Here is a 24681-nt window from a genome sequence, read left to right as displayed (position 1 = left end):
TCTATCATATACATAGAATTAAAAGCTTTTGTTCTGGTAGGATAAAACATTCATGGCTATGTGCTTGATATCAAAGCTATGCCGATGAAAACTAATACTCAACAAAAACATAGTATTTTACTTGGCTTTTGTTCGCCAATCTCAAGCTGACTCAGGCTATAATGAGACTTATTCACTTATCCGATATGTTAGGAGATCACATGACTGTAGATGTCACTGAAACCATTTCTCAAACTGTTCACCCTGCGTTTCAGTTGCTACGTCAGCACCATGTAGAAGCATTAGATATTTTAGTGTCTGAATATAAGCATAAAGTCACAGGTGCGGTGCATTATCACTTGGCAACTGATTATGATGAAAATGTATTTCTTGTTGCTTTTAGAACACAGCCTATGGACTCTAAAGGCACGGCACATATTTTAGAACATACGGCTTTGTGTGGCTCTGAAAAGTTTCCGGTACGTGATCCGTTCTTTTTAATGATTCGTCGTTCTTTAAATACTTTTATGAACGCATTTACAGCAGCAGATTGGACTGCATATCCATTTGCTACTCAAAACAAAAAAGATTTCCAAAACTTACTTTCTGTTTATCTTGATGCGGCATTTGCTGCCAATTTGAATCCACTTGATTTTGCTCAAGAAGGTATTCGTATTGAACTGGAAAATGGTCAACCAGTTTATAAAGGTGTTGTTTTTAATGAAATGAAAGGTGCGATGAGTGCGCCGTCTGACCAACTTTATCATCAGTTGGCCCATCATTTATTTCCTGAAACGACTTACCATTACAACTCAGGCGGTGACCCGAAAGATATTCCTGATTTAACGTATGAGCAGTTAGTCGATTTTTATAAAGTACATTACCATCCAAGTAATGCTGTATTCATGACCTTTGGTAATCAGACAGCATATGAACTACAAGAGCAATTTGAAAAACTAGCTCTACATAAGTTTTCGGCAGGAACAACTTTATATTCTAAGCCTGAAAAACGTTTAGCTGCACCAATTGAAGTAACAGAAAACTATGGTGTTGATAGTGATGATTTAAAAGATAAAACTTATCATGTTTTATCTTGGTTATTACCAGAAGCAAATGATGTGAAATTGCGTTTGGGAATGCGTTTGGTTGAAGGAATTTTATTAGAAAATTCAGCTTCACCACTCCGTCATTATTTAGAAACTTGTGGTTATGCTCAATCAACAGGCCCATTAATGGGTGTAGACGATAGTAATTTTGAAATGACTTTCTACTGTGGCGTTCAAGGTTCAAATCCTGAACATGCACAAAGCTTTAGAGAGGGCGTTTTAAATATTTTGCGTGATGTTGCTGCTAAACCAATTGATAGTAATTTAGTCGATGCAATTTTGCATCAAATCGAGTTGCATCAACGTGAAATTAATGGTGATGGTACACCATATGGTTTAAGTCTAATTTTAAATGGTTTAAGTGGTGCGATTCACCATAGTGACCCAATCCAAATTTGGGATGTCGACAGCGCAATTGCACAGGTTAAAGAAGAGTTGAAAGACCCAATGTGGTTATCAAATCTGATTCAAACACATTTGCTCGACAACCCTCATCGCGTACAAATGACTTTAGTTCCAGACCCGACCAAGTCTGTAAAAGAGCAGGAAGCGGAAAAAGCTCGTTTAGCGGCTATTGGTGAAAAGCTAACAGATGCTGATAAGGCTGAAATCATTGCTAAGACTAAGGCTTTAGAGGAACGTCAGGATACGCCTGATAATCTTGAGTTATTGCCAAAAGTAGGTTTGGAAGATGTACCTGCTGACTTGCATATTGTGCAAGGTCAGTTACGCGAAATTATTTGTAATCGTATGGATACGCCGTTGAACTTGTACCATGCGGGTACTAACGGCATTTACTATCAACAAGTACTTATCCAGATCCCTGAAGATATTGTGAAGTCACCTTACTTCAATTTGCTTTCTATTTTGATGGGTGAAGTAGGTGCTGGTGAGTATGACTATCTTGAACTACAAAACTTACAAACAGCTGTAAGTGGTGGTTTGGGAATGGGCGCTTCATTACGTAGTAAAGTTGACGATAAAGATAAAATTAGTGCTTGGTTAACGTTAACGACTAAATCTTTGACTCAGAAATTTGATGCAATTCATTTATTAAAATTAGCATTTGAACAGCTTCGATTTGATGAAAAAGAGCGAATTATCGAGTTGTTACAACAACGTAAGACACGCTGGCAGTCTCGTTTGTCAGGTGCTGGTCATAGCTATGCGATGCAGATTGCTTCTCGTAACATGAGTGCCTTGGCTCAACGCGACTATCAAAACACAGGTTTAGGTGCTTTGAACTGGTTGGGTGAGCTTGTTACTAAAATTACCCAAGATGATGCTGCTTATAATGAGTTAATTGCAGAATTAAAACGTATTCATAGTAAGTTGTTGCAAGCACCTAAACAGTTCTTACTTGTCTGTGAAGAACATCAATCTGAACGTTTGGTTGAAGAAATCCAGAATGTTTGGGATAAATTGAATGTTGATACAGCTACAACTGAGTTAACTCACGTAGAACAAGCCAATGATAATAATCATGAAGCGTGGTTAATTCAGGCCAATGTTCAATTCTGTGCGTCTGCATATCAAGCCGTAGAAGTATCACATCCAGATGCGGCTCCATTAATGGTATTGGCAGCTTATTTACGTAACGGATTCTTGCACAGTGCTATCCGTGAAAAAGGTGGTGCTTATGGCGGCGGTGCTAGTTATGATGGAAATGCTTGTTCATTCCGTTTCTTTAGCTACCGTGACCCACGTTTAGCAGAGACGTTTAAAGACTTTGAAGCAAGCGTGCAATGGTTATTAAATACAGAGCAACAACCTCATCAGCTTGAAGAAGCAATTCTTGGTTTAGTGGCAAGTATGGATAAACCAGGCTCTCCAGCAGGTGAAGCGATTACAGCATGTTATGCATTGTTGCATGCGAGAACACCAGCTTTCCGCCGTACTTTGCGTGAAAGATTGTTGCATGTAACATTGGATGATTTAAAACGTGTTGCTCGTCAATATTTAGTTGAGCAAACTCCTGTAAAAGCTGTAGTTGCGCCATTTGCTAAACGTTATGAATTGCAGCAATTAGGTTTCACCATTCAACAAGTTAATTAAAATAAAAATTGGAGATTGAACATGGCGTTCAAACAATTTGAACGCACATCTTTACAGCTAAGCATGGGAATCGTGCTTAGCTGTTTATGTGCGTCTATAACATATGCTGATACCTTAGCTCCAGCAAACCCTGCCACAGTTGATGCATGTGTTGCTCTTGCTTCGAATGCCGATCGTCTGGCTTGTTACGACTCTGTATTTAAACCAGCAGCTCTACCTGTTGTACAAGCCGCGGTAGTACCTGAACCTGTTAAAAAAATTGATCAGCCTGCTGTTCAACCAGAAACCTTTAAAGAGAAGGTAGTAGATACAGTTAGTAATATCAAAGTGATTGGTAAAGCGCCTACACTTGAACCTAGTACTTCTTTATTAGATCAACGTTGGGAGTTATCTGAAAAAAGTAAACTAGGTGTTTGGAATATTCGTGCTTATCAGCCAGTCTATTTACTACCTGTATTTTGGACCAGTGATAAGAATGAATTCCCAAGTAGTCCAAATCCAAATAATACTGTAACGGATGCTCAGAATCTGAAATCAACAGAAAGTAAATTTCAGATTTCTTTGAAAACCAAAGCTTGGGAAAATATTTTTGGAAATAATGGCGATTTGTGGGTAGGGTATACACAATCTTCACGCTGGCAGACGTTCAATGCTGAAGAATCTCGCCCATTTCGTGAAACGAACTATGAGCCAGAAGCAAGTTTAATGTTTAGAACGAACTACGAGTTGCTTGGTTTAGATGGGCGTTTGCTTGGAGTTACCTTAAACCATCAGTCAAATGGTCGTTCAGATCCATTATCTCGTAGCTGGAACCGTGTAATTTTTAATGTTGGGTTGGAGCGCGGTAACTTTGCTTTAATGCTTCGTCCATGGATTCGTCTTGAAGAAGATAGTAAAGATGATAATAATCCGGATATGGAAGATTACATTGGTCGTGGTGATTTAACAGCGTTTTATAAGTGGAAGCAGAATGACTTCTCTTTAATGCTGCGTCATTCATTGAAAGGTGGTGATGACTCTCATGGCGCTGTGCAATTTGATTGGGCTTTTCCAATCAGTGGTAAGTTACGTGGACATTTCCAGTTGTTTAATGGTTATGGTGAAAGCTTGATTGATTATAACCATCGAGCGACGTATGCCGGTTTGGGTGTGTCGCTCTTGAATTGGTACTAAGACTCTATAAAAAAGCCGCTTTTAAAGCGGCTTTTTTATTATCCAATTTGGATGTTGGCTTGAGGGTGTTTGAGTCGACTCTTTTTAGGAGTAGCAATTAAATAGGCGAGTGTTAAAGGTCCAAGTCGTCCAGCAAACATGAGTAGGCTTAAAATGAATAAACTGCCATTATGTAAATCTGGTGTGATTCCACGAGAGAGGCCCACTGTACATGCTGCTGAAACAACCTCAAAAAGCAAATTCATAAAATCTGCTTTAGGCTCTAAAAGCAAAAGAATAAAGAAGCCCATGAAAATCAGTATGCTCGTAATAGCGGTTACCGCTAATGCTTTATAAGTGGTTTCGTGAGATACGGAGTGGTTAAATATTCTAATTTCATCTGTACGGCGTAAAAATGAAATTACACTCAGCACTAAAATGACAAAGGTTCCAACCTTGATTCCACCCGCTGTACTCAGTGAACCACCACCAATAAACATCAGTAACATCATCAGTAGTGAGCTACTGTTGGTCATTGCACCTGTATCAATGGTATTAAAGCCTGAAGATCGTGGAACTGTTGCCTGAAACCAAGCGTTTAATGCTTGTTCACCTGAGTTTAACATCCCTAAAGTCGCGGGATTTTGAGCTTCTAAAGCCCATATTAAAATAAAGGCAACGAGGTTGATAATTGCAATAGTGGTAAGAATAAGCTTGCTATTTGGCGTTAGTTTTTTCCATCTTTTGTTTTGCTTAATATCCATGAGCACTAAAAAACCAAGACCACCTAAAGTGTAAAGGATGCTAATGGTTATACAAATAATATAGTTACTCTGAAAGTTCATTAAACTGTTAGAAAATAATGAAAAACCAGCATTGTTAAATGAGGAAATACTGTAAAAAGCTGCATAATATAAACCGTGTGCAAACCCATAGGTTGGTGTAAAAGCGGTAGTAAGAATAACTGTACCAATCAGTTCAAAAATAAGGGTGTAAGTGACAACTCCTTTAGCAACAAAGGTGACTTTTGATAGGCTTGTTTGCCCGAGACTATCTTGAGCCATCATTTGCTGTTTAAGACCAACTTTTGGTGACAAACTTAATGCGGCCAATATCGCAAAAGTCATAAAACCCAAACCGCCAGATTGGATCAGTAATAAAATAATAGTTTGCCCAAAGAGGGTAAAAGACTCATGAATATTTAAAACAGATAGACCAGTAATGGTAACTGCTGAGGTGGCTGTAAAAAGCGCATCCATCCAACTGACATTGCCTGTATTTGCAAATGGCAATTTAAGCAATAAAGTGCCAAAGGCAATAAAGCCTAAAAACCCTAGCGCTAAAAGTGAAGGAGGGCTTAAATTTAACGTTTTATGAGGCTTGGGATATATAGACATATTCTAGTTTTCGTTTTCTTATAAGAAGCAATTAGAAAGTTTCTTTAACTGCGATAAATGACCTTCTAAAATAAGAATATCATGTGTTTGCAAAGTGAAATTTTCTTCAGTCTCAAACAAAATTTGCTGCTGTCTTTTCACGAGCAATGTTTTAACCTGAGGCGCTTGCTGCATAATGCCATATAAATTGATGCCGTTAAGCTTATCTGGGATTTCAATTTTTATAATGTAATGGTCATCTTCTAAAGACATATACCGACTTACCATTGGGTAATTCAGAGCTTGAGCAACTCTTACCCCCATATCTTCTTCAGGATGAATAATCTTATTGATATTAAGGTGTGACAAAATGGTGTGATGAGCTTTGGTTTTTGCTTTTACCCAAATTTTATCAATGCCGAGATTTTTTAAGTTCAGCACACATAAAATACTGGCTTCAATATCTTCACCAATTGCAACAACGACCGCATCACAGTTCTGAATGTTTAATTCATCAAGTACGTGTTCGTCAGTCGCATCGGCAATGACGGCATGAGTTAAAACGTCAGCAAGATTTTCGACATTCTTTTTTACCGTATCAATGCCAATAACATCATGATTTAATTTTGTGAGTTCTTGAGCTACCGTTGCTCCAAAACTACCTAAGCCAATGACTGCGAACTGTGCCATGTTGGTCCTTTTTTCCGAGTTAGATCATTATTTTTAAGGATATTTTCTTTAAGATAAAGAGATGCAATGTAAAGATGGTAGAAATATAAAAAGATTGTATAAAAAAGCCGACAACTTTGTCGGCTTCTTCATCAAAATTAAAGATTATTTTAAGAAGCGTTTATAGCCGACGTTATCAGTAATTTCTGCATACGGATAATTAATCTGCTCAAGCGTTTCAATCAATCCATCAGGGTTTTGTTTCGCATCGGTTGCTTGTAAGCCAACTAAAACACGTCCTTCTGCTGCACCATGGTTACGATAATGGAAGAGGGTAATGTTGTGGGTTGGACCTAAACGAGTTAAGAAGGTTAAGAGCGCACCCGGACGTTCAGGGAATTCAACACGGAACAATCTTTCATCATCTAGATTTGCGTGACCACCAATTAAATAACGAATATGTAATTTGGCAACCTCATCGTCAGAGAGATCATCAACTACATAATTTTGCTGTTTTAATTGTTCCAAAATTTCATGGCGCTCTGCATCTCCACCTTTCAAACTAATACCGACGAATACTTGTGCTTCCTCTGTATTGTTTGCTCGGTAGTTAAACTCAGTAATATTGCGGCCTTGTAAAGCACGGCAGAAGCCTAAGAATGCACCTTTTTCTTCAGATAGGGTAACCGCATAAATCGCTTCGCGTTGCTCACCTAACTCAGTACGTTCAGCAATATAACGTAGGCGGTCAAAATTCATATTGGCGCCGCAAACAATCGACACCATATTTTTATTACTGATTTTATGTTCGTGAATATATTTTTTGATACCCGCTAAAGCCATTGCTCCAGAAGGTTCAACAATGCTGCGGTTTTCATCAAATGTGTCTTTAATTGCTGCACAGATTTCATCTGTATTCACAGTCACAATATCAGGATCAACAATCGGGCCTGAGTTATCAGATTTGCGCAAACGAATAATATCAAATGGTAAAGCACCAATTTGGGCAACAGCTGTACCATCTGCAAATAAGCCCACGTGTGGCAAAATTACACGTTCATTTGCTTCTAAAGCTGCTTTTAAACAAGCAGACTCTTCATATTCAACGCCAATAACTTTTACGTGCGGTGCAACTTCTCCAAGGTAAGCTGCTACGCCTGAAATAAGACCACCACCGCCTACGGCAACAAACACGTATTCTACATCACGCCATTGACGTAAAATTTCATTGGCAATTGTGCCTTGACCTGCAATGACAAGTTCATCGTCATAAGGCGGAATAAATACAAGACCTTCAACTTCTGCACGTTGTTGAGCATATTTATTTGCGATATCAAAGCTATCGCCATGTAATACGACTTGGCCGCCTAAGCGTTTAACTGCCTGAACTTTAATGTCAGGTGTTGTGCTTGGCATAACAATAATAGCGGGAATTCCTAGTCTTTGACCCGACAATGCGACGCCTTGAGCATGGTTACCCGCAGAGGCACAAATTACTCCGCGTTCAAGTTGTTCTTTAGGTAATTGACTAATACGGTTATAGGCACCGCGTAATTTAAAAGAAAAAACGGGTTGTAAATCTTCACGCTTAAAACGAATTGTATTGTTTAATTTTTGACTAATTCGTGGAGCTGCTTCGAGAGGTGTTTCAATTGCAACATCATAAACCGTTGCTTGTAAAATTTGTCGTACCACACGAGACAGCATGTTCATCTTCCCTATAACAGTTTAAAATAGGAAATTATTGTAGCAAACCCTTGTGCATTTGCGCCGTTTATTGGCGCATAAATGTCAAAAAATAGTTGAGTGATGTAATGAGCCTATATGCAACCCAAGATGAAAAGAAACAAGCTGCTGCGAAAGCTGCTTTAAAACACTTACCCAAAGGTGGCATTTTGGGTGTTGGGACTGGAAGTACCGTAAACTTTCTAATAGATTTACTCCCAGAATTACAATTAGAAGCGGCTGTGGCAAGTTCTCAAGCAACTGCTGATCGCCTTAAAAAACTTGGTATTGAAGTGGTTGATATGAACCATGTAGGTAGCCTAGATGCCTATGTGGATGGTGCAGATGAGATTGACCGCCATATGCATATGATTAAAGGTGGTGGTGCTGCATTAACACGTGAAAAAATCGTTGCATCAATTGCTAAGAAATTTGTGTGTATTGTTGATGATTCAAAATGGGTTGATCAACTTGGACGTGATTTTCCACTTCCTGTAGAAGTTATTCCAATGGCGCGTTCGGCTGTAGCTCGTAAATTGGTAAGCTTAGGTGGTGACCCAGTTTATCGTGAAGGTGTAGTTACAGATAACGGTAATGTGATTTTGGATGTTTTCAATCTTAATATCTTAAATGCTATTGAGCTGGAAAAAACAATTAATAATATTCCTGGTGTGGTAACTAATGGTATCTTCGCCTTAAATCCAGCAACGATTGCAATTGTTGCAACAAATAATGGTATTGAAGAGCGTACAGCACAGTAATGTCTGCAAAAATGCCAGAGATTAAAATCGTTCGACACGTAAGAGCAAGAAAATTGCGCTTACGTGTCGAGCCTGCTTCAATCCGTCTTACGGTTCCTTTATTTTGTAGTAAGAAGCAAATTCAGCATTTTTTAGCGCAATCTGAACAATGGTTAACCGAGACGTGGAATAAACAACAAAATGTCCAATCGGCATCCATTGATATTCCTTCCGAAATCTATTTCTTTAATAAAGAACAGCCATTTCAAGTGATTGTGCAAAAGCAGCATCGTGTTTTTCAATTCGACTGGGAAAACAATTCTTTATTTATTAAAGATACACAGCCATATTTGGCATTACAAAGTGCAGTTATTGCCTATGCTAAACAAGAATTACCAGAGCTTTTAAAAGAATTAAGTGAGCACACTCATTTGGCTTATAGGGAGTGTACAATTCGCCGCCCGAAAACTCGGTGGGGAAGTTGTAGTAGTCAGCATAATATTATGCTACATGCAGGACTAGTACTCATGTCATATGAAATTGCTCGCTATGTGGTTATTCATGAGTTGGCACATACTAAACATTTTGATCATAGCCCTGCATTTTGGGCAGAAGTTGAAAAATACGATCCATATTTTCAAAAACACCGCAGACAACTTAAATTAAATCCATTGCCTGCATGGTGGTATGTTTCAGCTTAACTAAAACTACATTCTAGTTGAGGTGTTTGTAAGCTATCAGGTGCTTTTCGACTATCTAAACCTGCTTTGGCGCTGATAATTTTATTTGCTTTAATAGATAATTGGATAAAGTTGTATTGTTGCGTCGAGTTATTTGGTTCGGCTGAACTTGAATTGAGTAAATAACTTGAGCTGGCAGCATCTGTTTGCAATAAATTATCGGTACTATCAGCACTTAGAGCCACCCGATAAATTTGTGAGCCTTTACTCATGTCGATTTGACCATTCGCACGGAAATTAAGCTGACATCCAGTTGAGGTGTCTTCATAGTGACCCACTAAATAGTCTGTAGCTGGTAGTTTTGGGTCAGAAATATTGATACTAGTTAAACCTTGTTTACACGGATAAGCTGAGCCATTGCAGGTCGCTGTAATACCACTAAAGCCAACAGCACGTCGGTAATCTCCCGCACCATCTATACGGAAAAATTCAGACGTATTACCAGCAGGTATAATCCCCGAATATTGTTTCTTGTCCAGTAGATCATAACCTATTGGGTCTAAATGGGATTGATCTTGCAAATCTGCTAGTCTAAAGGTGGCTGCTCTTAGATTGGTGGTAAAATAATCACGTGTTACCTTTTGATTAGCTGCGATATCTAAAAGTGTGTTTTTTGCTGGATCAATATTATCAGGGGCTGAGGTGAAAATAGGAGTGAAGGATGTTTGATCCCCATGAAGTTTTTTCCCATCCAAAAAGCCATCTTTTAAATCAGTTGCTAAACTTTTAACAAGTTCTTGGTAGGTGTTTGCTCCACCATGAATCGTTGACCAATATTGTAAGTAACCAAAGCTAAGATAACTATCTACATATGTACTAGGTTTAGTAGTTGAGTATCGCAACAAAGTTAAATTCAGAAGGGAATTAGCTGGACTTAAACTTGGAATGTCCCCATCTTTAAACGCATTCATTAACGATTTGTAGACATCTTGAGAAGCTAAATCCACATGTAATTGCTCAATACGGGTTGGGTCAACCGTTTCTTGAGGAAGTTGTCCTGAGCGTATCACAGCTCGTTGGTAAACCGCTTCACTACTTGGGCTAATGAATTGGATTCTGCCACTTACACTGTTTGGTATAATAAATGCATGATAAATACCTGACAAATTTTGGTATTGTGGAGTAATTGGGTCAAACACTTGAGATGAGCTTTGAGTTGTAATTTCTACGCGATATAAACGATTCAATTTTGCAGTAGGAATTTTGACATTAAAACTATTTAAACTTGCAATTGAAGTATCCACTAAAACAGCGTTGTTGGTGTTGTCATATACCTTAAGTTGGATATTACGCATCTCTACAGGGGTTTTTAAGGTCACATCAGTTGTTGCTTCAGGTGTAGGGTCAACAGGCGTTGGGGTAGTGGGTGAATTGCCTCCACTACTACCTCCACCTCCGCAACCAGTAAGGGCTACACTTAAAATGAATGTGCTCAAGCCAAGGTACGTGCGTAATTTTGTTTCTTTTGATTGTTGAAGCATCCTAGCTCTCCAAAAATTAATCTGGTATTTATTTGCTGATATTTATGTGGTTATGACAGTCGAGTAAGTGCTATCTGATTGTCGCTAAAATTAAAAAAATTAAAATTACCAAGCATGAAATGGTTTTGTAAGCTTGGACATCCTGTCATACTACTGCCCAAGTATAGATTCAAAAATTGAGGTAATGCACGTGATTTCTGTCGGAATTGTTGGTGGAACGGGTTATACAGGCGTTGAACTATTACGTATTTTATTACGACATCCTAAAGCGCAGGTTCGAGTTCTTACTTCACGTACAGAAGCGGGCAAACCAGTTGCAGATATGTTCCCTAATTTACGTGGACATACTGATCTTCAATTTTCAGATTTAAACATTGATGCATTAAAAGAATGTGATGTTGTATTTTTTGCAACTCCACACGGCGTTGCGATGCAGCATGCCAAAGAGTTGATTGCAGCTGGAACTAAAGTTATTGATTTAGCAGCAGACTTTCGCTTACAAAATCTTGAACAGTTTGAAAAATGGTATGGTATGGAGCATGTTTGCCCAGATGTATTAAAAGATTCTGTATATGGTCTAACTGAGTTAAACCGTGAAAAAATTAAACAAGCTCAAGTTATTGGTAACCCTGGTTGCTATCCGACGACTGTTCAATTAGGTTTAGCGCCACTGTTAAAATCAGCACAAGCACTGATTGAAACTAAAAATATTATTATTGATGCGAAATCTGGTGTTTCTGGTGCTGGCCGTAAAGCAAGCTTAGGCATGATTTATAGTGAAAATGCAGATAACTTTAAAGCATATGGCGTTGCAGGCCATCGCCATCATCCGGAAATTGTAGAAGCACTAGAAAATATTGCAGGACAAAAAGGTGGGTTTGAAGGACTCTTGTTTGTTCCGCATTTAGTACCGATGATTCGCGGTATGTTGAGTACAATTTATGTAGCTTTAACGGAAGCGGGTAAGCAGACAGACTTACAAGCTTTATATGAAAACTTCTACGCTAATGAAAAATTCGTAGATGTCATGCCTGCGAATAGTTCACCTGAAACACGTAGTGTACGCGGTGCAAATGAGCTTCGTATTGCTTTGTATAAACCACAACCAAATAAACTGATTATTTTGGCAGCTCAAGATAACCTTGTAAAAGGTGCATCTGGTCAGGCTGTACAAAATATGAACCTTATGTTTGGCTTTAGTGAAGATGAAGGCTTACAAGGGATTGGTTTATTACCATAAAAAACTCTTTTTTGCTTCACACACATTTAAATTTCGATTTAAATGTGTGTCTTGACTCTGATCTTGAACACTGAGATGACGATGCAAAACTCTGGACAGACGACTTCGGCAGAAAGTTCGTTGCAAAAGAAAAATTTTTTAAACACCAATAAACCTTTGTTTATTGGTGCTGCCATTTTAATGAGTGGTTGTTTTGCGCTCGGCTATACAATTGGGCACCGTCAAGGTTTAACTGTTGTTGGTTACGATGCAGATGCGGAGCAATTGGTTGAAGTAGTGCAAAAGCAAAAAACAGCTTTAGATGCAGTTAACAAAAGCTTAAACGCGGCAGTACAAGAGCGTGATGTGGCTGTGACCAATGCAAATGATCTGTTTGAAGCACTTAATCAAGCGAACGCCGATAAGACTCAGCAAGAAGGTATGAGTAATATCTACCGTGAGATTTTGAGACAGCGCGGTGGTTTAAGCTTAACGATTCAAAATTTAGCTATTAAGCCTTTACCTGAAAATGCTTATGAATATCAGCTAGATTTAGTACAAGTAAGTCCAAGTAAGCGTCGTGCTTTAGGATCGGTTGAAATAAGATTGATCAAAGATACTGAAGTTTTAGTCGTACCGCTTGAAGCGAAGAACTTCAACTTTACTGACTTTGAACGTTTAACAGGTCGCTGGACAATGCCTAAAGGTTTTACGCCTCAATTTATTGAAGTGCGTTTAACGGGTGGCTCTGAAACACCAGTTATTAAACGTTTTAGTTGGCAGCGTGGTAAACCTGTCGAAACATCTTCTGCTTTCGTGGCAGAAATTCCTCAAGCTGAAGCAAATTCACAATAGTAACATCCTATGCGAACAAATAAGCGTCAAACAAACTTAAAAGATATCAAGGCTTCTTTTCAGCAGTCTGGCTATGTCGATTGGCATTTCCATCCACGCTTAAGTGATTCGCAAAACGAAGATCATGACGGAGAGGTTGTTGTACAAACAGCCCCTCCAGAACTCAAGCGTCCCCCATTATATGCAGTCGTATTAATGAATGACGATTACACCCCAATGGACTTTGTAATTGAAATTTTACAACAATACTTTGCAATGAATCTTGACCAAGCAACTCAAGTAATGCTAACAGTACACTATGAAGGTAAAGGTATTGCCGGAGTATATCCAAGAGACATCGCGGAAACTAAGGCAAACCTTGTTAATAATTACGCTCGATCGCAAGGTCATCCATTACTTTGCCAGATTGAGCCTAAAGCATAAGGGGGTTACATGCTCAGTCGTCAATTAGAAGTATCATTACGTTTGGCTGTTAGCATGGCTCGTCAAAAGAGACATGAGTTTCTTACAGTCGAACACTTATTATTAGCACTACTCGACAACGATTCAGCCGTGAATGCACTCAAAGCATGTGGGGCTGATATAGTTTCTTTGCGTAAAGAATTAGAAGAATATGTAGAACAACATACTCCTAAGCTTGGCGAAAATAGCGAGCAAGCTCCACATCCAACAGAAAGTTTTGACCGCATTTTGCAACGTGCTATTTTCCACGTGCAATCAAGTGGCGGCGATCGTACTGTTGAAGGTGCGGATGTTTTGGTTGCAATGTACTCAGAGCGTGATTCTTTTGCTGTGTATTTACTTAAATGTCATCAAATCAATCGCTTGACATTAACTCAATACTTGTCTCATGGGACACGTAAAGACGAAGTTCAAGTTGAAGAAGAAGTTGAAGATATTGAAGGTGAAACTAGCACAGGCAATGCAGGGCCATTAGAGCTTTATACGCTGAACTTAAATGTTGAAGCGCAAAAAGGCAAAACTGACCCACTGATTGGTCGTGAAAAAGAAATTGAGCGTACAGCACAAATTCTGTGCCGCCGTCGCAAAAATAACCCATTACTTGTAGGCGACCCGGGCGTTGGTAAAACCTCGATTGCTGAAGGTCTGGCATGGTTAATTGTGAATGGTAAAGCACCTAAACCTTTAAGTCAGGCTGAAATCTATAGTCTGGACATTGGTGCATTGGTTGCTGGAACGAAATATCGTGGTGACTTTGAAAAACGTTTAAAACAACTGCTTAATGCATTGAAGAAAAATCCAAATGCGATTTTATTCATTGATGAGATTCATATGATCATTGGTGCAGGCTCAAGTATGGGCAGCACGATGGATGCTTCAAATCTCATTAAGCCAGCTTTAGCTAATGGTACTTTACGTTGTATTGGTTCAACGACTTTCCAAGAATATCGTCAGGTTTTTGAAAAAGACCATGCGTTATCACGTCGTTTCCAAAAAATTGATGTTAATGAGCCAAGTATTTCGGAAACGATTGATATTTTGCGTGGATTAAAAACTAAGTTTGAAGATTTCCACCATGTACAATATGACGATAAGGCCTTGGTATCAGCTGTAGAACTTTCTGCTAAATTTATTAATGATCGCTTCTTGCCAGATAAAGCAATTGATGTCATTGATGAGGCAGGTGCTCAACGTCGTTTGAAAGCTGAAAGTGATGATAGCTTGATTACGGTAGAGAATATCGAAGATATCGTTTCTAAGATTGCTCGTATTCCGCCAAAAACTGTGTCTAAAGATGATAAGTCAGTACTTGAAAATCTTGAGCGTGATTTGAAACGTGTAGTGTTTGGTCAAGATGAAGCAATTACTGCATTAGGTTCCGCAATTAAGTTATCTCGTGCTGGATTGAAATCGCCAGATAAACCAGTGGGTAGTTTTGTTTTTGCAGGCCCAACTGGGGTGGGTAAAACTGAGGTCACTAAGCAGCTGGCGAAATTGTTAGGTGTAGAGCTTGTACGTTTCGATATGTCCGAATATATGGAACGTCATGCAGTTTCACGTTTAATTGGTGCACCTCCAGGGTATGTGGGTTATGACCAAGGTGGTTTGCTCACTGATGCGATTCATAAAAATCCGCATTGCGTCTTGTTGCTTGATGAAATAGAGAAAGCACATCCAGATGTGTTTAATCTCTTGCTACAAATCATGGATCATGGTGCATTGACGGATAATAATGGACGCAAGTCAGACTTTAGAAATGTGATTATTGTTTTGACTACGAATATTGGCGCGGAAAGTATTTCACGTGCGAGCATTGGTTTCACGGAACAAGATCATAGTTCTGATAACCAAGAGGCGATGAAACGTGCTTTCTCACCAGAATTCCGTAACCGTCTAGATGGCGTTATTCAATTCAAAGCATTACCAACTACTGTGATTGAGTCTGTAGTCGACAAATTCTTAACAGAATTGCAAGCACAATTAGATGAAAAACAAGTTGTTCTTGATGTTGATCAAAGTGCACGAGATTGGTTGGCAACAAACGGTTATGATCGTTTGATGGGTGCCCGTCCAATGCAACGTCTCATTCAAGAACACTTGAAGAAACCACTCGCTGAAATGATTCTGTTTGGTGAGCTTGCAGATCATGGTGGTAATGTGGCTGTATCAGTGAAAAAAGAAGATGGCAAAGCTGTCGGCTTGAAACTTGAAGTGTTTGAAGATCATCATACGGCAGAACCTGCGTAAATTATGTTAATTGATAGTCTTGCTATAACCCGAATACTCAGTGTGTTCGGGTTATTTATTATCACGGCAATTGCTGAAATTCTGGGTTGTTATTTTCCTTATCTGATTTTAAAAGAAGGTAAGTCAGCTTGGTTGTGGATACCTACCGCCTTAAGTCTAGCTATCTTTGTATGGCTGCTGACCCTACATCCAGCAGCTTCTGGGCGTATTTATGCTGCATATGGTGGTATCTATATTTTTACTGCGCTTATGTGGCTACGCTTTGTTGATCAGGTCGGGTTAACCAGATGGGATCTATTAGGTGGTCTAATTGTACTTTGTGGAGCGAGCTTAATTATTTTGCAGCCTCAAGGGTTGATTCGCTAATAGGTAATTGAATCAAATCTTAAGCGAGAAAATAAGAAGTTTTTTCAAAAAAAAGACTTGTCAAACTCATCAACAATGCGTATTTTAGATTCAAGGAACATTTTTTAATATTTGAGATAAAGATGTTAAATCTATCTGTGAACACTAACGCTTACTATTACTTTTGGCAATTTAGATAGTTGCCTGAGCGTATTCGGGCATGAGAAAGTTGCCCATCACAGTTAATACCTGATCGGCAACCCCGATCAGGTTTTTTTATGCTTTATCTTTTTAGAATCGAGGAACTTAAAATGAACAACATGACTTATTCGTACTTTAGCAACTTTTATTGGTTTTACTTTTGCTTACCTTTACCAACGAATAGATCCAAAACGCTCAAATAAATGATCGGACTGAGTAGATTGCAGTCCCAAGGAAAAAACCAATGAATGCCCTAAATACTTTACTGACTCAAACCAATACAAAAGAAACACCAGTTAGTTTACCTATCCAGTTAAAAGCGAAATATCCGCTTGCACACACTTTCGCACGTCAAATTGCCGAACACCGCCAAATTATTCAAAATATTCTTAACGGCAACGATCATCGTCTAATGGTAATTACAGGGCCTTGTTCAATTCATGATCCAGTTGCAGTACTTGAATACGCTGAAAAACTGCAAAAACTACAAGAAAAAGTTAAAGATCAAATTTTTATCGTAATGCGCACATACATTGAAAAGCCACGCACAACAGTGGGCTGGAAGGGCTTCATGTATGATCCAAATTTAGATGGTTCATCAAATTTACAACTTGGTTTAGAAAAGTCTCGTGAACTGTACCTACAAATTATTGAAAAGGGTTTGCCAATTGCGAGTGAAATTTTAAGCCCAATGGCAACTGGCTATTTTGATGATTTATTGGCTTGGGGTGCAATTGGTGCTCGTACCAGTGAATCTCAGATTCACCGTGAGATCTCAAGTCATATGCCATATAGTATTGGGTTCAAGAATGGTACTGATGGTTCTATTCAGATTGCACTAGATGCGATTCAATCCGCGCAAAATGAACATCAATTTTTAGGTATGAACCAACAAGGCTTGCCTTCAGTGATTCAGAGTGCTGGAAACCCATTGCCGCACTTGATCTTGCGTGGTGCGAATCATGGGCCAAATTACGATTTAGCTTCAATTCAGGCGATACGCGAAAAGTACAAACAAAATCTACCTGCACTGGTAATTGATTGTAGTCATGGTAACAGTGGGAAAGATCCGTTGCGTCAGCCAGAAGTTTTACAGCAAATCGTTGCTGAACGTTTAAAAACACAAGTTCGAGGTGTCATGATTGAAAGTCATTTGATTGATGGTAACCAAAAGATTTCTTGTGATATGACTTATGGTCAGTCAGTAACTGATGGTTGTTTAGGATGGGAAAAAACAGAGCAGCTTTTGTTAAGTGTCTCGGAGCAATTAAAAGCAAAAGAATTAGCTCATTCCGCTTAATTATTTATGGGCTTTAAAAAGGGATCTATAAGATCCCTTTATTTTTTAAGAAGCATGTTTGAGTTCGGATAGGAATGTATTGATTTCATGTCCAAACTTTTTAGGCTCGGTTAATAAAGGTGTATGGCCTGAACGTTCAAAATATATAGCTTTTGCGTGCTCAACACTATGTGCAATCAGCGTTTGCCCAGTTTCTGGATAAAGTGTCGAATTGCGACCAATAAAGAAAGTGGTAGGACATGCTAACTGCTGAATTGCTTCTCGATAATCTTCATTATGATAAAGATAGTTTTCGACATACCAAAACAAGTAATCCAAACGTTGAATAGGTAATAAATATTTTTGTAGAAAAGGCTGTTTTAAAGCTGTTTTAAAAACTAGCGGACTAAAGGGATTGCTACTTTGTAACTCAATAAAATCTACCCATAGACGGACCAGTTCTTGTCGATCTGGAAGTGATAGCTCATAAAGGTATTTGGCATTTTTATGCTTTGCTAATAATTGATATATATCATTTAATAATTGGTTAAACTGGGTATGAAGAGGACCGAATAAACCATATTCCCAAGTCGAATCTACTGATATTTTCGGTGTCTGATCAATATGTAAATAGGCTTTTAACTGCTGTGCCAGTTGCGCATGTTTCATGCCATGCATGGCAGTTGTCGCGCCCATTGAATAACCCATCAAGATAAAGTTATCGAGTTTTAATTGCTCTATTAAATGAGCAACATCTTGCCAATGGCTAGAAATTGCATCTTGTTCGGGAATTGCACAATTCTTTGAACCACCGAATCCGCGCCAGTCTGGAATAATAAATTCATATTCTTTGCGGTTTGCATAAATAAACGGGAGCCACTGCCAACTTTGCATGCCAAGGCCAGATAAAACCAAAACAGGCTCACCACGACCAACACGGCGTACAAATAAATTTTCCCGATCGGGCATGGTGTAATACGGCATGGCTATTCTCCAGATGAGTTATCTTGGGCAAAGCGTTTTAATTGAGGGATGACTTGTTCCAACCATTTGATCCATTCACTTTCCATCGTAATTCCAAGTTCTAAGATCATTTTGTGGATGTATAACACACGGTCATTTAGATCATCACTGTCTTTAAAATCTTTATCATAAATACTTTGATAAAGTTTGAGCTTCTCTTGATGTAAACCAAGATGCCTTAACAGTTCAGGTAATATCTGATTATTGCTCAATTGTGCTTCTGCACGCAATCTAACCATTAAATCATCACGAAGCTGCGCAGGTTCACTTTGTTGCGTCATCCATGAAGCCAGTTCTATACGACCTAGTTGTTCGACCTGATATGTTTTTTTTCGGCCATTATCCATTTCATTTTCTAAAGTAGAAACCCAGCCCTTTTTAAGCATGTTGTTGAGTTCACGATAAATTTGCTGGTGAGTGGCATTCCAGAAAAAGCCCATTGAGCGGTCAAAGCGACGGGCAAGTTCAAACCCTGTACTTGGACGTTCAAGCAAGCTGGTCAATAAAACATGAGGAAGTGACATGGCAATCCAGTTTGTAAGCAAAAGTAAAGTGTGACTCATGAGATTATGCAACATGTTGCATAAAAGTCAAAATTTGATTATAAATTTATGCAACAAGTTGCATTAGCAAGCTTATTGCTAGCCATAGGAGAAAATATGTCAGCTTATCCACATTTATTAAAGCCACTTGATTTAGGCTTTACTACTTTAAAAAACCGTGTGCTTATGGGGTCGATGCACATTGGATTAGAAGAAGCACCGCAAGGATATGAGCGCATGGCTGCGTTTTATGCTGAGCGTGCGAAAGGTGATGTGGGGTTAATTGTAACTGGCGGTGTTTCTCCAAATGATGATGGTGTTGTATTTAGCCACGGGACCAAACTAGATACAGTTGAAGAGGCTGAAAAACATAAAGTGATTACCCAAGCTGTCCATGAAGCTGGAGGGAAAATTGCTATGCAGATTTTACATACGGGTCGTTATTCTTATCAGGCAAATAACGTTGCACCTTCAGCAATTCAAGCACCGATTAACCCGATTAAGCCTAAAGCTTTAAGCTCTGCCGAAGTACAACAAACCATTGATGACTTTGCTAACTGCGCCAAACTTGCTCAGTATGCGGGCTATGATGGCGTAGAAATCATGGGCTCCGAAGGTTATTTAATTAATGAGTTTATTGCAGCTCGTACGAATCATCGTGATGATGAATGGGGTGGTAGTTACGAAAATCGTATCCGCTTTCCAATTGAAATTGTAAAGCGCACACGTGCTTTAGTTGGTGAAAATTTTATCATCATTTATCGCTTATCTATGCTTGATTTAGTTGAAGGTGGCTCAAGTTTTGATGAAGTAGTTCAGCTGGCAAAAGAAATTGAAAAAGCTGGTGCAACAATTATCAATACTGGTATTGGTTGGCATGAGGCGCGTATTCCAACAATTGCAACTAAAGTCCCTCGTGCTGCATTTACTTGGGTGACTGAAAAGCTCAAAGGTGAAGTTTCTATTCCTTTAATTACTTCTAACCGAATCAATACGCCTGAAATGGCTGAGCATGTATTGGCATCGGGTCATGCTGATATGGTGTCTATGGCACGACCAATGTTAGCTGATGCTGAATTTGTCTTGAAGGCAAGTGAAGGTCGTAGTGATGAAATTAATACGTGTATTGGATGCAACCAAGCTTGTTTAGATCATATTTTCTCAATGAAAGTTGCAACTTGTTTAGTCAACCCTCGTGCGTGTTATGAAACTGAGCTAATTTTTAAAGAAGCCCAGGTGAAAAAGAATATCGCTGTGATTGGCGCAGGTCCAGCAGGCTTAAGTTTTGCGGTATATGCAGCTGATCGCGGGCATCAAGTCAAAATTTTTGAAGCAAGTCATCAAATTGGTGGCCAATTTAATATCGCAAAAACAGTTCCTGGAAAAGAAGAATTCTACGAAACTTTACGCTACTTTAGCCGTCAAATTGAATTGCGACCAAATATTGAACTTGTGTTAAACCATCAAGCAACTTATGAAGAATTAAGCCAAGCAAATTTTGATGAAATTGTGGTTGCAACAGGTGTAACACCTCGTCAATTACAATTTGAGGGAATTGATCATCCTAAAGTGCTGAGCTATTTACAAGTTCTAAAAGAGCGTGTGCCAGTAGGACAACGTGTTGCCATTATTGGAGCGGGTGGTATTGGTTTCGATACAGCTGAATATCTTACTCACGAAGGGGAAAGTGGTAGTTTAAATCCGGAAAAGTTCTATGAAGAATGGGGAATCGATACTCAATATGAGCATGTAGGTGGTTTAAAACAGCCAAAAGTTGAGGCATCTGAACGAGAAATTTATTTACTGCAACGTAAAACTGCTGCTGTAGGCGCTGGTTTAGGTAAAACAACAGGCTGGATCCATCGCACAGGTCTAAAAAATCGTCAGGTCAAAATGTTTGCAGGTGTGCAATACGACAAGGTAGACGATCAAGGTTTACATATTACTGTGGATGGGAAACCAAATGTACTTGAGGTTGACCATGTGGTGATTTGCGCAGGCCAAGAGTCATTTACTGCAATGTATGATCAATTAAAAACAGATGGAAAAAATGTTCATTTAATTGGTGGTGCTAAAGAGGCGGGTGAACTGGATGCAAAACGTGCAATACGCCAAGGCGCTGAATTAGCAGCGACACTATAAATTTTTATGGGCATTTCTTTTAAACAGAAATGTCCGTTACTTCTTTGGTTAAATTATAGGATATAAAAAAACAATGACACTCGAAACAACAAAACAGTCTTTAGAAAAATGGCATGAAATGGTTCAGGCTGGTAACTTATCCGATCTAAATGATTTGCTGGCAGATGACGTGGTTTTTCGCTCACCAGTTGCTTACAAACCTTATGAAGGAAAGCAGGTCGTTTTCTTCATTCTTACCAATGTCATTCAGGTGTTCGAAGACTTTACTTATCATCGTGAGTTCTACACAGAAGACGGTGAAAATGTAGTGCTTGAGTTCAGTGCTAATGTCAGTGGTAAGTCATTAAAAGGTATTGATATGATCCATTTTAATGACCAAGGCAAAATTATTGATTTTGAAGTAATGATCCGTCCAATGAGTGGTTTAGCGGCATTGGCTGAACAAATGGGTATAAGAATTGCTAAGTTTCAACCTCAATAATTTTAGTAAATAGCCTAAGTAAGATAGAGGTCAATAAAATGTGGTTAAAGCTTTCAACTCTAGCATTGCTTCCTGTACTGTTTGTACAGGGATCAAAGGTTCGTAAGAATACACTACGCTTGCTAGAAGCCAGTGGTGAGAGACAAGGCATCGTTGGTAAGGGAAGACCTCTATCATTACTTATTTTAGGAGACTCTGCCGCAGCTGGTGTTGGGGTGGAAACCCAAAAAGATGCTTTATCTGGTGCAATTATTTCTGAGTTGCAGGATCAATATTCAATACGCTGGAAACTGCATGCAAAAACAGGTGATACAACTAAGCAGGTTTTTCAAGCAGTACAGCATTTAGAGCAACAAAATTACGATGTGGTGGTTACGTCGATTGGTGTTAATGATGTCACGAAACTAACCTCAGCAAGTTCATGGATAAAACAACAAAAACAATTATTTCAATATATACAGGCACGTTTTAAGCCTAAGCTCATTATTGTTTCTGGTGTTCCGCCAATGCAGCATTTTCCAGCGTTACCGAATCCAATGGCTTGGTTGTTTGGAAAATATGCGGAACAAATGAATCAGGTACTAGATAAATGGTTAGAATCACAAAACCAATTTAAGTTCATTCAATATGATATTAAAAGTTTTCAAGCGATGAATTTGCCTATGGCAAGTGATGGCTTTCATCCAAGTAAAGAAATTTATGCAATTTGGGGACAGCAGGTTGCAGCATTAGTGCGGCAATCATTTAACTCATAATCAGAGGTAGTGATTGGAAATGGGCATATCTACTTTAAATAAAATTAAAGCTTTCGGTTCAGAATTGTTCGATTCGGTATTAGGTGCTGAACAGCCAAAAATCTATTATGACCCAAATGGGAAAATAAAAGATATTCTGGAGAAATTGCCCCAGCTCAAGCAAAAATATCGGCCCACACCGTGGTTGAGCAATAATCATGTTCATCTTTTGTACTTTGATATTATTAGAAAAAAAACTATCAAACTTGAATATGATCGTATTGATCAGCTCACTATGAGAGATGGTGGCATAACTGCGATCGCGTGGTATGGCTATGATCTTCCTCCAGATACTCCAACAGTTGTCATTATGCATACCATTACAGGGACACCTGAAAGTATGCGTGAACTAGTGAAAGATATACATCACTATACAGGATGGAGAATAGCTCTATGCTTACGCCGTGGGCATGCTGGCTTACCTATGCCTGTACCACAGATTTCTCTTTTTGGGTCAACGAGCGATCTTAAAGAGCAACTTGCACACATTCAAAACTTGTTTCCAAAATCAGATTTATATGCCGTAGGTTCCTCTGCGGGAACTGGGTTGTTGGTTCGTTATTTGGGTGAGCAAGGCGCTGATACACCCTTTAAAGCTGCTTTTGCAATGTGTCCAGGCTACAACACGGAGATTGGCTTTAAAAATGTTCATCCGTTTTATAGCAAAATGATGACTAAAAAGTTATTTAAATATTTTATTCATCCTTATCAAAATACATGGAACCAGCTTTCTTCTATTGAAAAAGTTCTAGCGACCACAAGTCTAGAAGAATTTGAAAAAGAATATTTTGAAATGGCTGGCTTTGAGGACTATCAAAGTTATTGCCAAGCCATTAATCCAATTTATGTATTTGAGAATGTCAAAATTCCATTAATGATTCTTAATGCTGAGGATGATCCTGTCTGTTCTATTAAAAATTTGGAACCATACAAAGAAACGATTCAGCAAATGAGTAATATTGCGGTAATCACCACAAAAAAGGGAAGTCATTGTGGCTTTTACGAAGGTTGGAAAAGTACCTCATGGGCTGCCAAGTTAATATCGAATTATTTTATGGTCGAACATAAACAATAAATATATCGATCGTTTTTATAAGTTCAATAAAGCCCATTCAATAGATGGGCTTTATGACTTTATTTGGTTAAGATAAAAGCAAATTGGGATCTTTTAGTCCAATTTTGATTTTTGTGCTGGCAACGAGGTCTTTTTCATCTGTTTGGTTGGGATGAAAATCAAAGCGATAATAATCAAAAAATTTAGGGATTAATGTTCTATATTGTTTATTAGCAAAACTAAAGAACTTACCCCAAGATTTGAAATTGAGGAGTTGGCGATCACGCTTCATTAAAATAAATTGATAAATTGTTGAAAAGCCCGTAATTAAAAATAGACTTAAAGTAAAGACTGTAATGCGCGGAAGGTAAGCACTTAAGCCGTTTCCATATAAATGTTGATAGAGATCAAAGGCAACAGCTTTATGTTCTGTTTCTTCAATACTGTGCCATAGCCACAAATTACGAATAGTTGAGTCTGTCATTAACTCATTAACAGATTCCATCATGCTAACCACAAGTACTGCTGTGTAGTGTTCTAGACCCACTGTTACAAGCAAATTCCATTTTTTACTAAAAACTTTTTCAATCGTTTTTAAAACGATGCCAGTTACTTTTTCTAAAGACTGAGGATCTAATCCATATTGCTGTGCACTTACATGAAAAGCATGATGTTCTTTAGAATGCATAGCTTCTTGGCCAATAAAAGCACTGATTTCCCGATCTAGAAGTTCATTTGACTTTGCTTGTGCGCGTAAAGCTCTAACTGAGCGAACGAAATATGATTCACCTTCAGGAAACAACGTAGACAAGCCCGTAAAATAATGTGTGAAAGTTGGTTCGTTATTACACCAGTAACGAGGTGTATTTTCAAAATTATAGTCCATACGACGGACTGGAAATGAGGCCGGCACACGGTTTGATACAGTATTCATTTTAAGCTCCAATCTTCTTTTAATTAGAGTTCCAAAAAGGAACTTGATAAAAAACTACATCGCTCTATATATATCGTCAA

21 protein-coding genes are annotated in these 24681 nt (G+C 38.6%); 14 read left to right on the top strand and 7 right to left on the bottom strand.

Annotation, left to right across the window (positions count from 1 at the left end; genetic code table 11):
* The first annotated feature begins 200 nt into the window (after positions 1-200).
* Together KTI79_RS01210 and KTI79_RS01205 are read left to right on the top strand one after the other, a co-directional pair.
* Positions 201-3140, top strand: a complete 2940-nt coding sequence (locus KTI79_RS01210; RefSeq protein ID WP_032053912.1) for an insulinase family protein — start codon at positions 201-203, stop codon at positions 3138-3140.
* A 21-nt stretch (positions 3141-3161) separates the two neighbouring features.
* The gene (locus tag KTI79_RS01205) at positions 3162-4313 is read left to right on the top strand and encodes a phospholipase A (protein WP_032053911.1); all 1152 of its coding nucleotides are present in this window, start codon (positions 3162-3164) and stop codon (positions 4311-4313) included.
* A 38-nt stretch (positions 4314-4351) separates the two neighbouring features.
* Here the strand turns inward: KTI79_RS01205 and KTI79_RS01200 are convergent, their stop codons facing one another.
* From KTI79_RS01200 to ilvA, 3 genes are all read right to left on the bottom strand, one after another.
* On the bottom strand, positions 4352-5689 hold the full coding sequence (locus KTI79_RS01200; protein ID WP_086376169.1) for a TrkH family potassium uptake protein: 1338 nt from the start codon (positions 5687-5689) through the stop codon (positions 4352-4354).
* Between the two features lie 18 nt (positions 5690-5707).
* Positions 5708-6358, bottom strand: a complete 651-nt coding sequence (locus KTI79_RS01195) for a potassium channel family protein (RefSeq protein WP_005069007.1) — start codon at positions 6356-6358, stop codon at positions 5708-5710.
* A gap of 144 nt (positions 6359-6502) precedes the next feature.
* Positions 6503-8050, bottom strand: coding sequence for a threonine ammonia-lyase, biosynthetic (gene ilvA, locus KTI79_RS01190; protein ID WP_171073826.1), 1548 nt, complete (start codon positions 8048-8050; stop codon positions 6503-6505).
* Between the two features lie 101 nt (positions 8051-8151).
* Here ilvA and rpiA point away from each other — a divergent pair, with 101 nt between their 5' ends.
* Positions 8152-8823 carry a ribose-5-phosphate isomerase RpiA gene (gene rpiA / locus KTI79_RS01185; protein ID WP_002046900.1) on the top strand — a complete coding sequence of 224 codons (672 nt, stop codon included), beginning with the start codon at positions 8152-8154 and terminating at the stop codon, positions 8821-8823.
* Positions 8823-9503: a SprT family zinc-dependent metalloprotease gene (locus tag KTI79_RS01180; RefSeq protein WP_032053907.1), complete on the top strand. Its 681-nt coding sequence runs from the start codon at positions 8823-8825 to the stop codon at positions 9501-9503. The genes rpiA and KTI79_RS01180 overlap by 1 nt, the downstream gene beginning before the upstream one ends.
* On the opposite strand, the gene KTI79_RS01175 is transcribed toward KTI79_RS01180, so the two are convergent.
* Positions 9500-11023: a hypothetical protein gene (locus KTI79_RS01175; RefSeq protein WP_032053906.1), complete on the bottom strand. Its 1524-nt coding sequence runs from the start codon at positions 11021-11023 to the stop codon at positions 9500-9502. The two genes, KTI79_RS01180 and KTI79_RS01175, sit on opposite strands and share 4 nt — an antisense overlap.
* Positions 11024-11207: 184 nt before the next feature.
* Here KTI79_RS01175 and argC point away from each other — a divergent pair, with 184 nt between their 5' ends.
* From argC to KTI79_RS01145, 6 genes are all read left to right on the top strand, one after another.
* Positions 11208-12263, top strand: a complete 1056-nt coding sequence (gene argC / locus KTI79_RS01170) for an N-acetyl-gamma-glutamyl-phosphate reductase (RefSeq protein WP_079284189.1) — start codon at positions 11208-11210, stop codon at positions 12261-12263.
* 75 nt (positions 12264-12338) lie between these two features.
* Complete coding sequence (locus KTI79_RS01165; protein WP_079284188.1) at positions 12339-13097, top strand: DUF6776 family protein; 759 nt, start codon at positions 12339-12341, stop codon at positions 13095-13097.
* 9 nt (positions 13098-13106) lie between these two features.
* The gene (gene clpS / locus KTI79_RS01160) at positions 13107-13520 is read left to right on the top strand and encodes an ATP-dependent Clp protease adapter ClpS (protein ID WP_002121129.1); all 414 of its coding nucleotides are present in this window, start codon (positions 13107-13109) and stop codon (positions 13518-13520) included.
* A 9-nt stretch (positions 13521-13529) separates the two neighbouring features.
* Positions 13530-15806 (top strand): ATP-dependent Clp protease ATP-binding subunit ClpA, encoded by a 2277-nt coding sequence (gene clpA / locus KTI79_RS01155; protein ID WP_032053904.1) that lies wholly within the window; start codon positions 13530-13532, stop codon positions 15804-15806.
* 3 nt (positions 15807-15809) lie between these two features.
* Positions 15810-16172 carry a YnfA family protein gene (locus KTI79_RS01150; RefSeq protein ID WP_016140792.1) on the top strand — a complete coding sequence of 121 codons (363 nt, stop codon included), beginning with the start codon at positions 15810-15812 and terminating at the stop codon, positions 16170-16172.
* A 424-nt stretch (positions 16173-16596) separates the two neighbouring features.
* Positions 16597-17652, top strand: a complete 1056-nt coding sequence (locus tag KTI79_RS01145; protein WP_032053902.1) for a 3-deoxy-7-phosphoheptulonate synthase — start codon at positions 16597-16599, stop codon at positions 17650-17652.
* Positions 17653-17697: 45 nt separating this feature from the next.
* On the opposite strand, the gene KTI79_RS01140 is transcribed toward KTI79_RS01145, so the two are convergent.
* Positions 17698-18615, bottom strand: coding sequence for an alpha/beta fold hydrolase (locus KTI79_RS01140; protein WP_032053901.1), 918 nt, complete (start codon positions 18613-18615; stop codon positions 17698-17700).
* 2 nt (positions 18616-18617) lie between these two features.
* Positions 18618-19178 carry a PadR family transcriptional regulator gene (locus KTI79_RS01135; protein WP_032053900.1) on the bottom strand — a complete coding sequence of 187 codons (561 nt, stop codon included), beginning with the start codon at positions 19176-19178 and terminating at the stop codon, positions 18618-18620.
* A 135-nt stretch (positions 19179-19313) separates the two neighbouring features.
* Between KTI79_RS01135 and KTI79_RS01130 the strand changes: the two genes are divergently transcribed.
* The 4 genes from KTI79_RS01130 (at position 19314) to KTI79_RS01115 (ending at position 23688) form a co-directional block, all read left to right on the top strand.
* Positions 19314-21338: an NADPH-dependent 2,4-dienoyl-CoA reductase gene (locus KTI79_RS01130; RefSeq protein ID WP_032053899.1), complete on the top strand. Its 2025-nt coding sequence runs from the start codon at positions 19314-19316 to the stop codon at positions 21336-21338.
* A gap of 73 nt (positions 21339-21411) precedes the next feature.
* A complete protein-coding gene (locus tag KTI79_RS01125; protein ID WP_032053897.1) occupies positions 21412-21819 on the top strand; it encodes a nuclear transport factor 2 family protein in 408 nt (135 codons plus the stop codon).
* Between the two features lie 38 nt (positions 21820-21857).
* Positions 21858-22574: an SGNH/GDSL hydrolase family protein gene (locus tag KTI79_RS01120; protein WP_032053896.1), complete on the top strand. Its 717-nt coding sequence runs from the start codon at positions 21858-21860 to the stop codon at positions 22572-22574.
* Positions 22575-22593: 19 nt separating this feature from the next.
* Positions 22594-23688: a YheT family hydrolase gene (locus KTI79_RS01115; RefSeq protein WP_032053895.1), complete on the top strand. Its 1095-nt coding sequence runs from the start codon at positions 22594-22596 to the stop codon at positions 23686-23688.
* Between the two features lie 67 nt (positions 23689-23755).
* Here the strand turns inward: KTI79_RS01115 and KTI79_RS01110 are convergent, their stop codons facing one another.
* Positions 23756-24601: a metal-dependent hydrolase gene (locus KTI79_RS01110; protein ID WP_032053894.1), complete on the bottom strand. Its 846-nt coding sequence runs from the start codon at positions 24599-24601 to the stop codon at positions 23756-23758.
* Between the last annotated feature and the right edge of the window lie 80 nt (positions 24602-24681).

The sequence above is a fragment of the Acinetobacter sp. WU_MDCI_Abxd143 genome, from assembly GCF_025514195.1.
In the GTDB taxonomy this organism is placed as follows: domain Bacteria; phylum Pseudomonadota; class Gammaproteobacteria; order Pseudomonadales; family Moraxellaceae; genus Acinetobacter; species Acinetobacter pittii_H.
Note: the sequence above shows the minus strand (reverse complement) of the source record. Positions and strands in the feature narration are given on the sequence as shown.

What these genes read in the sequence shown, in the direction of transcription:
- KTI79_RS01140 (WP_032053901.1), bottom strand. Translation starts at nt 18,615, where the DNA reads ATGCCGTATTACACCATGCCCGATCGGGAAAATTTATTTGTACGCCGT.
- KTI79_RS01205 (WP_032053911.1), top strand. Translation starts at nt 3,162, where the DNA reads ATGGCGTTCAAACAATTTGAACGCACATCTTTACAGCTAAGCATGGGA.
- KTI79_RS01210 (WP_032053912.1), top strand. Translation starts at nt 201, where the DNA reads ATGACTGTAGATGTCACTGAAACCATTTCTCAAACTGTTCACCCTGCG.
- KTI79_RS01200 (WP_086376169.1), bottom strand. Translation starts at nt 5,689, where the DNA reads ATGTCTATATATCCCAAGCCTCATAAAACGTTAAATTTAAGCCCTCCT.
- KTI79_RS01120 (WP_032053896.1), top strand. Translation starts at nt 21,858, where the DNA reads ATGTGGTTAAAGCTTTCAACTCTAGCATTGCTTCCTGTACTGTTTGTA.
- KTI79_RS01110 (WP_032053894.1), bottom strand. Translation starts at nt 24,601, where the DNA reads ATGAATACTGTATCAAACCGTGTGCCGGCCTCATTTCCAGTCCGTCGT.
- KTI79_RS01150 (WP_016140792.1), top strand. Translation starts at nt 15,810, where the DNA reads ATGTTAATTGATAGTCTTGCTATAACCCGAATACTCAGTGTGTTCGGG.
- clpS (WP_002121129.1), top strand. Translation starts at nt 13,107, where the DNA reads ATGCGAACAAATAAGCGTCAAACAAACTTAAAAGATATCAAGGCTTCT.
- KTI79_RS01125 (WP_032053897.1), top strand. Translation starts at nt 21,412, where the DNA reads ATGACACTCGAAACAACAAAACAGTCTTTAGAAAAATGGCATGAAATG.
- KTI79_RS01175 (WP_032053906.1), bottom strand. Translation starts at nt 11,023, where the DNA reads ATGCTTCAACAATCAAAAGAAACAAAATTACGCACGTACCTTGGCTTG.
- KTI79_RS01165 (WP_079284188.1), top strand. Translation starts at nt 12,339, where the DNA reads ATGACGATGCAAAACTCTGGACAGACGACTTCGGCAGAAAGTTCGTTG.
- argC (WP_079284189.1), top strand. Translation starts at nt 11,208, where the DNA reads ATGCACGTGATTTCTGTCGGAATTGTTGGTGGAACGGGTTATACAGGC.
- KTI79_RS01145 (WP_032053902.1), top strand. Translation starts at nt 16,597, where the DNA reads ATGAATGCCCTAAATACTTTACTGACTCAAACCAATACAAAAGAAACA.
- ilvA (WP_171073826.1), bottom strand. Translation starts at nt 8,050, where the DNA reads ATGAACATGCTGTCTCGTGTGGTACGACAAATTTTACAAGCAACGGTT.
- rpiA (WP_002046900.1), top strand. Translation starts at nt 8,152, where the DNA reads ATGAGCCTATATGCAACCCAAGATGAAAAGAAACAAGCTGCTGCGAAA.
- KTI79_RS01130 (WP_032053899.1), top strand. Translation starts at nt 19,314, where the DNA reads ATGTCAGCTTATCCACATTTATTAAAGCCACTTGATTTAGGCTTTACT.
- KTI79_RS01115 (WP_032053895.1), top strand. Translation starts at nt 22,594, where the DNA reads ATGGGCATATCTACTTTAAATAAAATTAAAGCTTTCGGTTCAGAATTG.
- KTI79_RS01135 (WP_032053900.1), bottom strand. Translation starts at nt 19,178, where the DNA reads ATGTCACTTCCTCATGTTTTATTGACCAGCTTGCTTGAACGTCCAAGT.
- clpA (WP_032053904.1), top strand. Translation starts at nt 13,530, where the DNA reads ATGCTCAGTCGTCAATTAGAAGTATCATTACGTTTGGCTGTTAGCATG.
- KTI79_RS01195 (WP_005069007.1), bottom strand. Translation starts at nt 6,358, where the DNA reads ATGGCACAGTTCGCAGTCATTGGCTTAGGTAGTTTTGGAGCAACGGTA.
- KTI79_RS01180 (WP_032053907.1), top strand. Translation starts at nt 8,823, where the DNA reads ATGTCTGCAAAAATGCCAGAGATTAAAATCGTTCGACACGTAAGAGCA.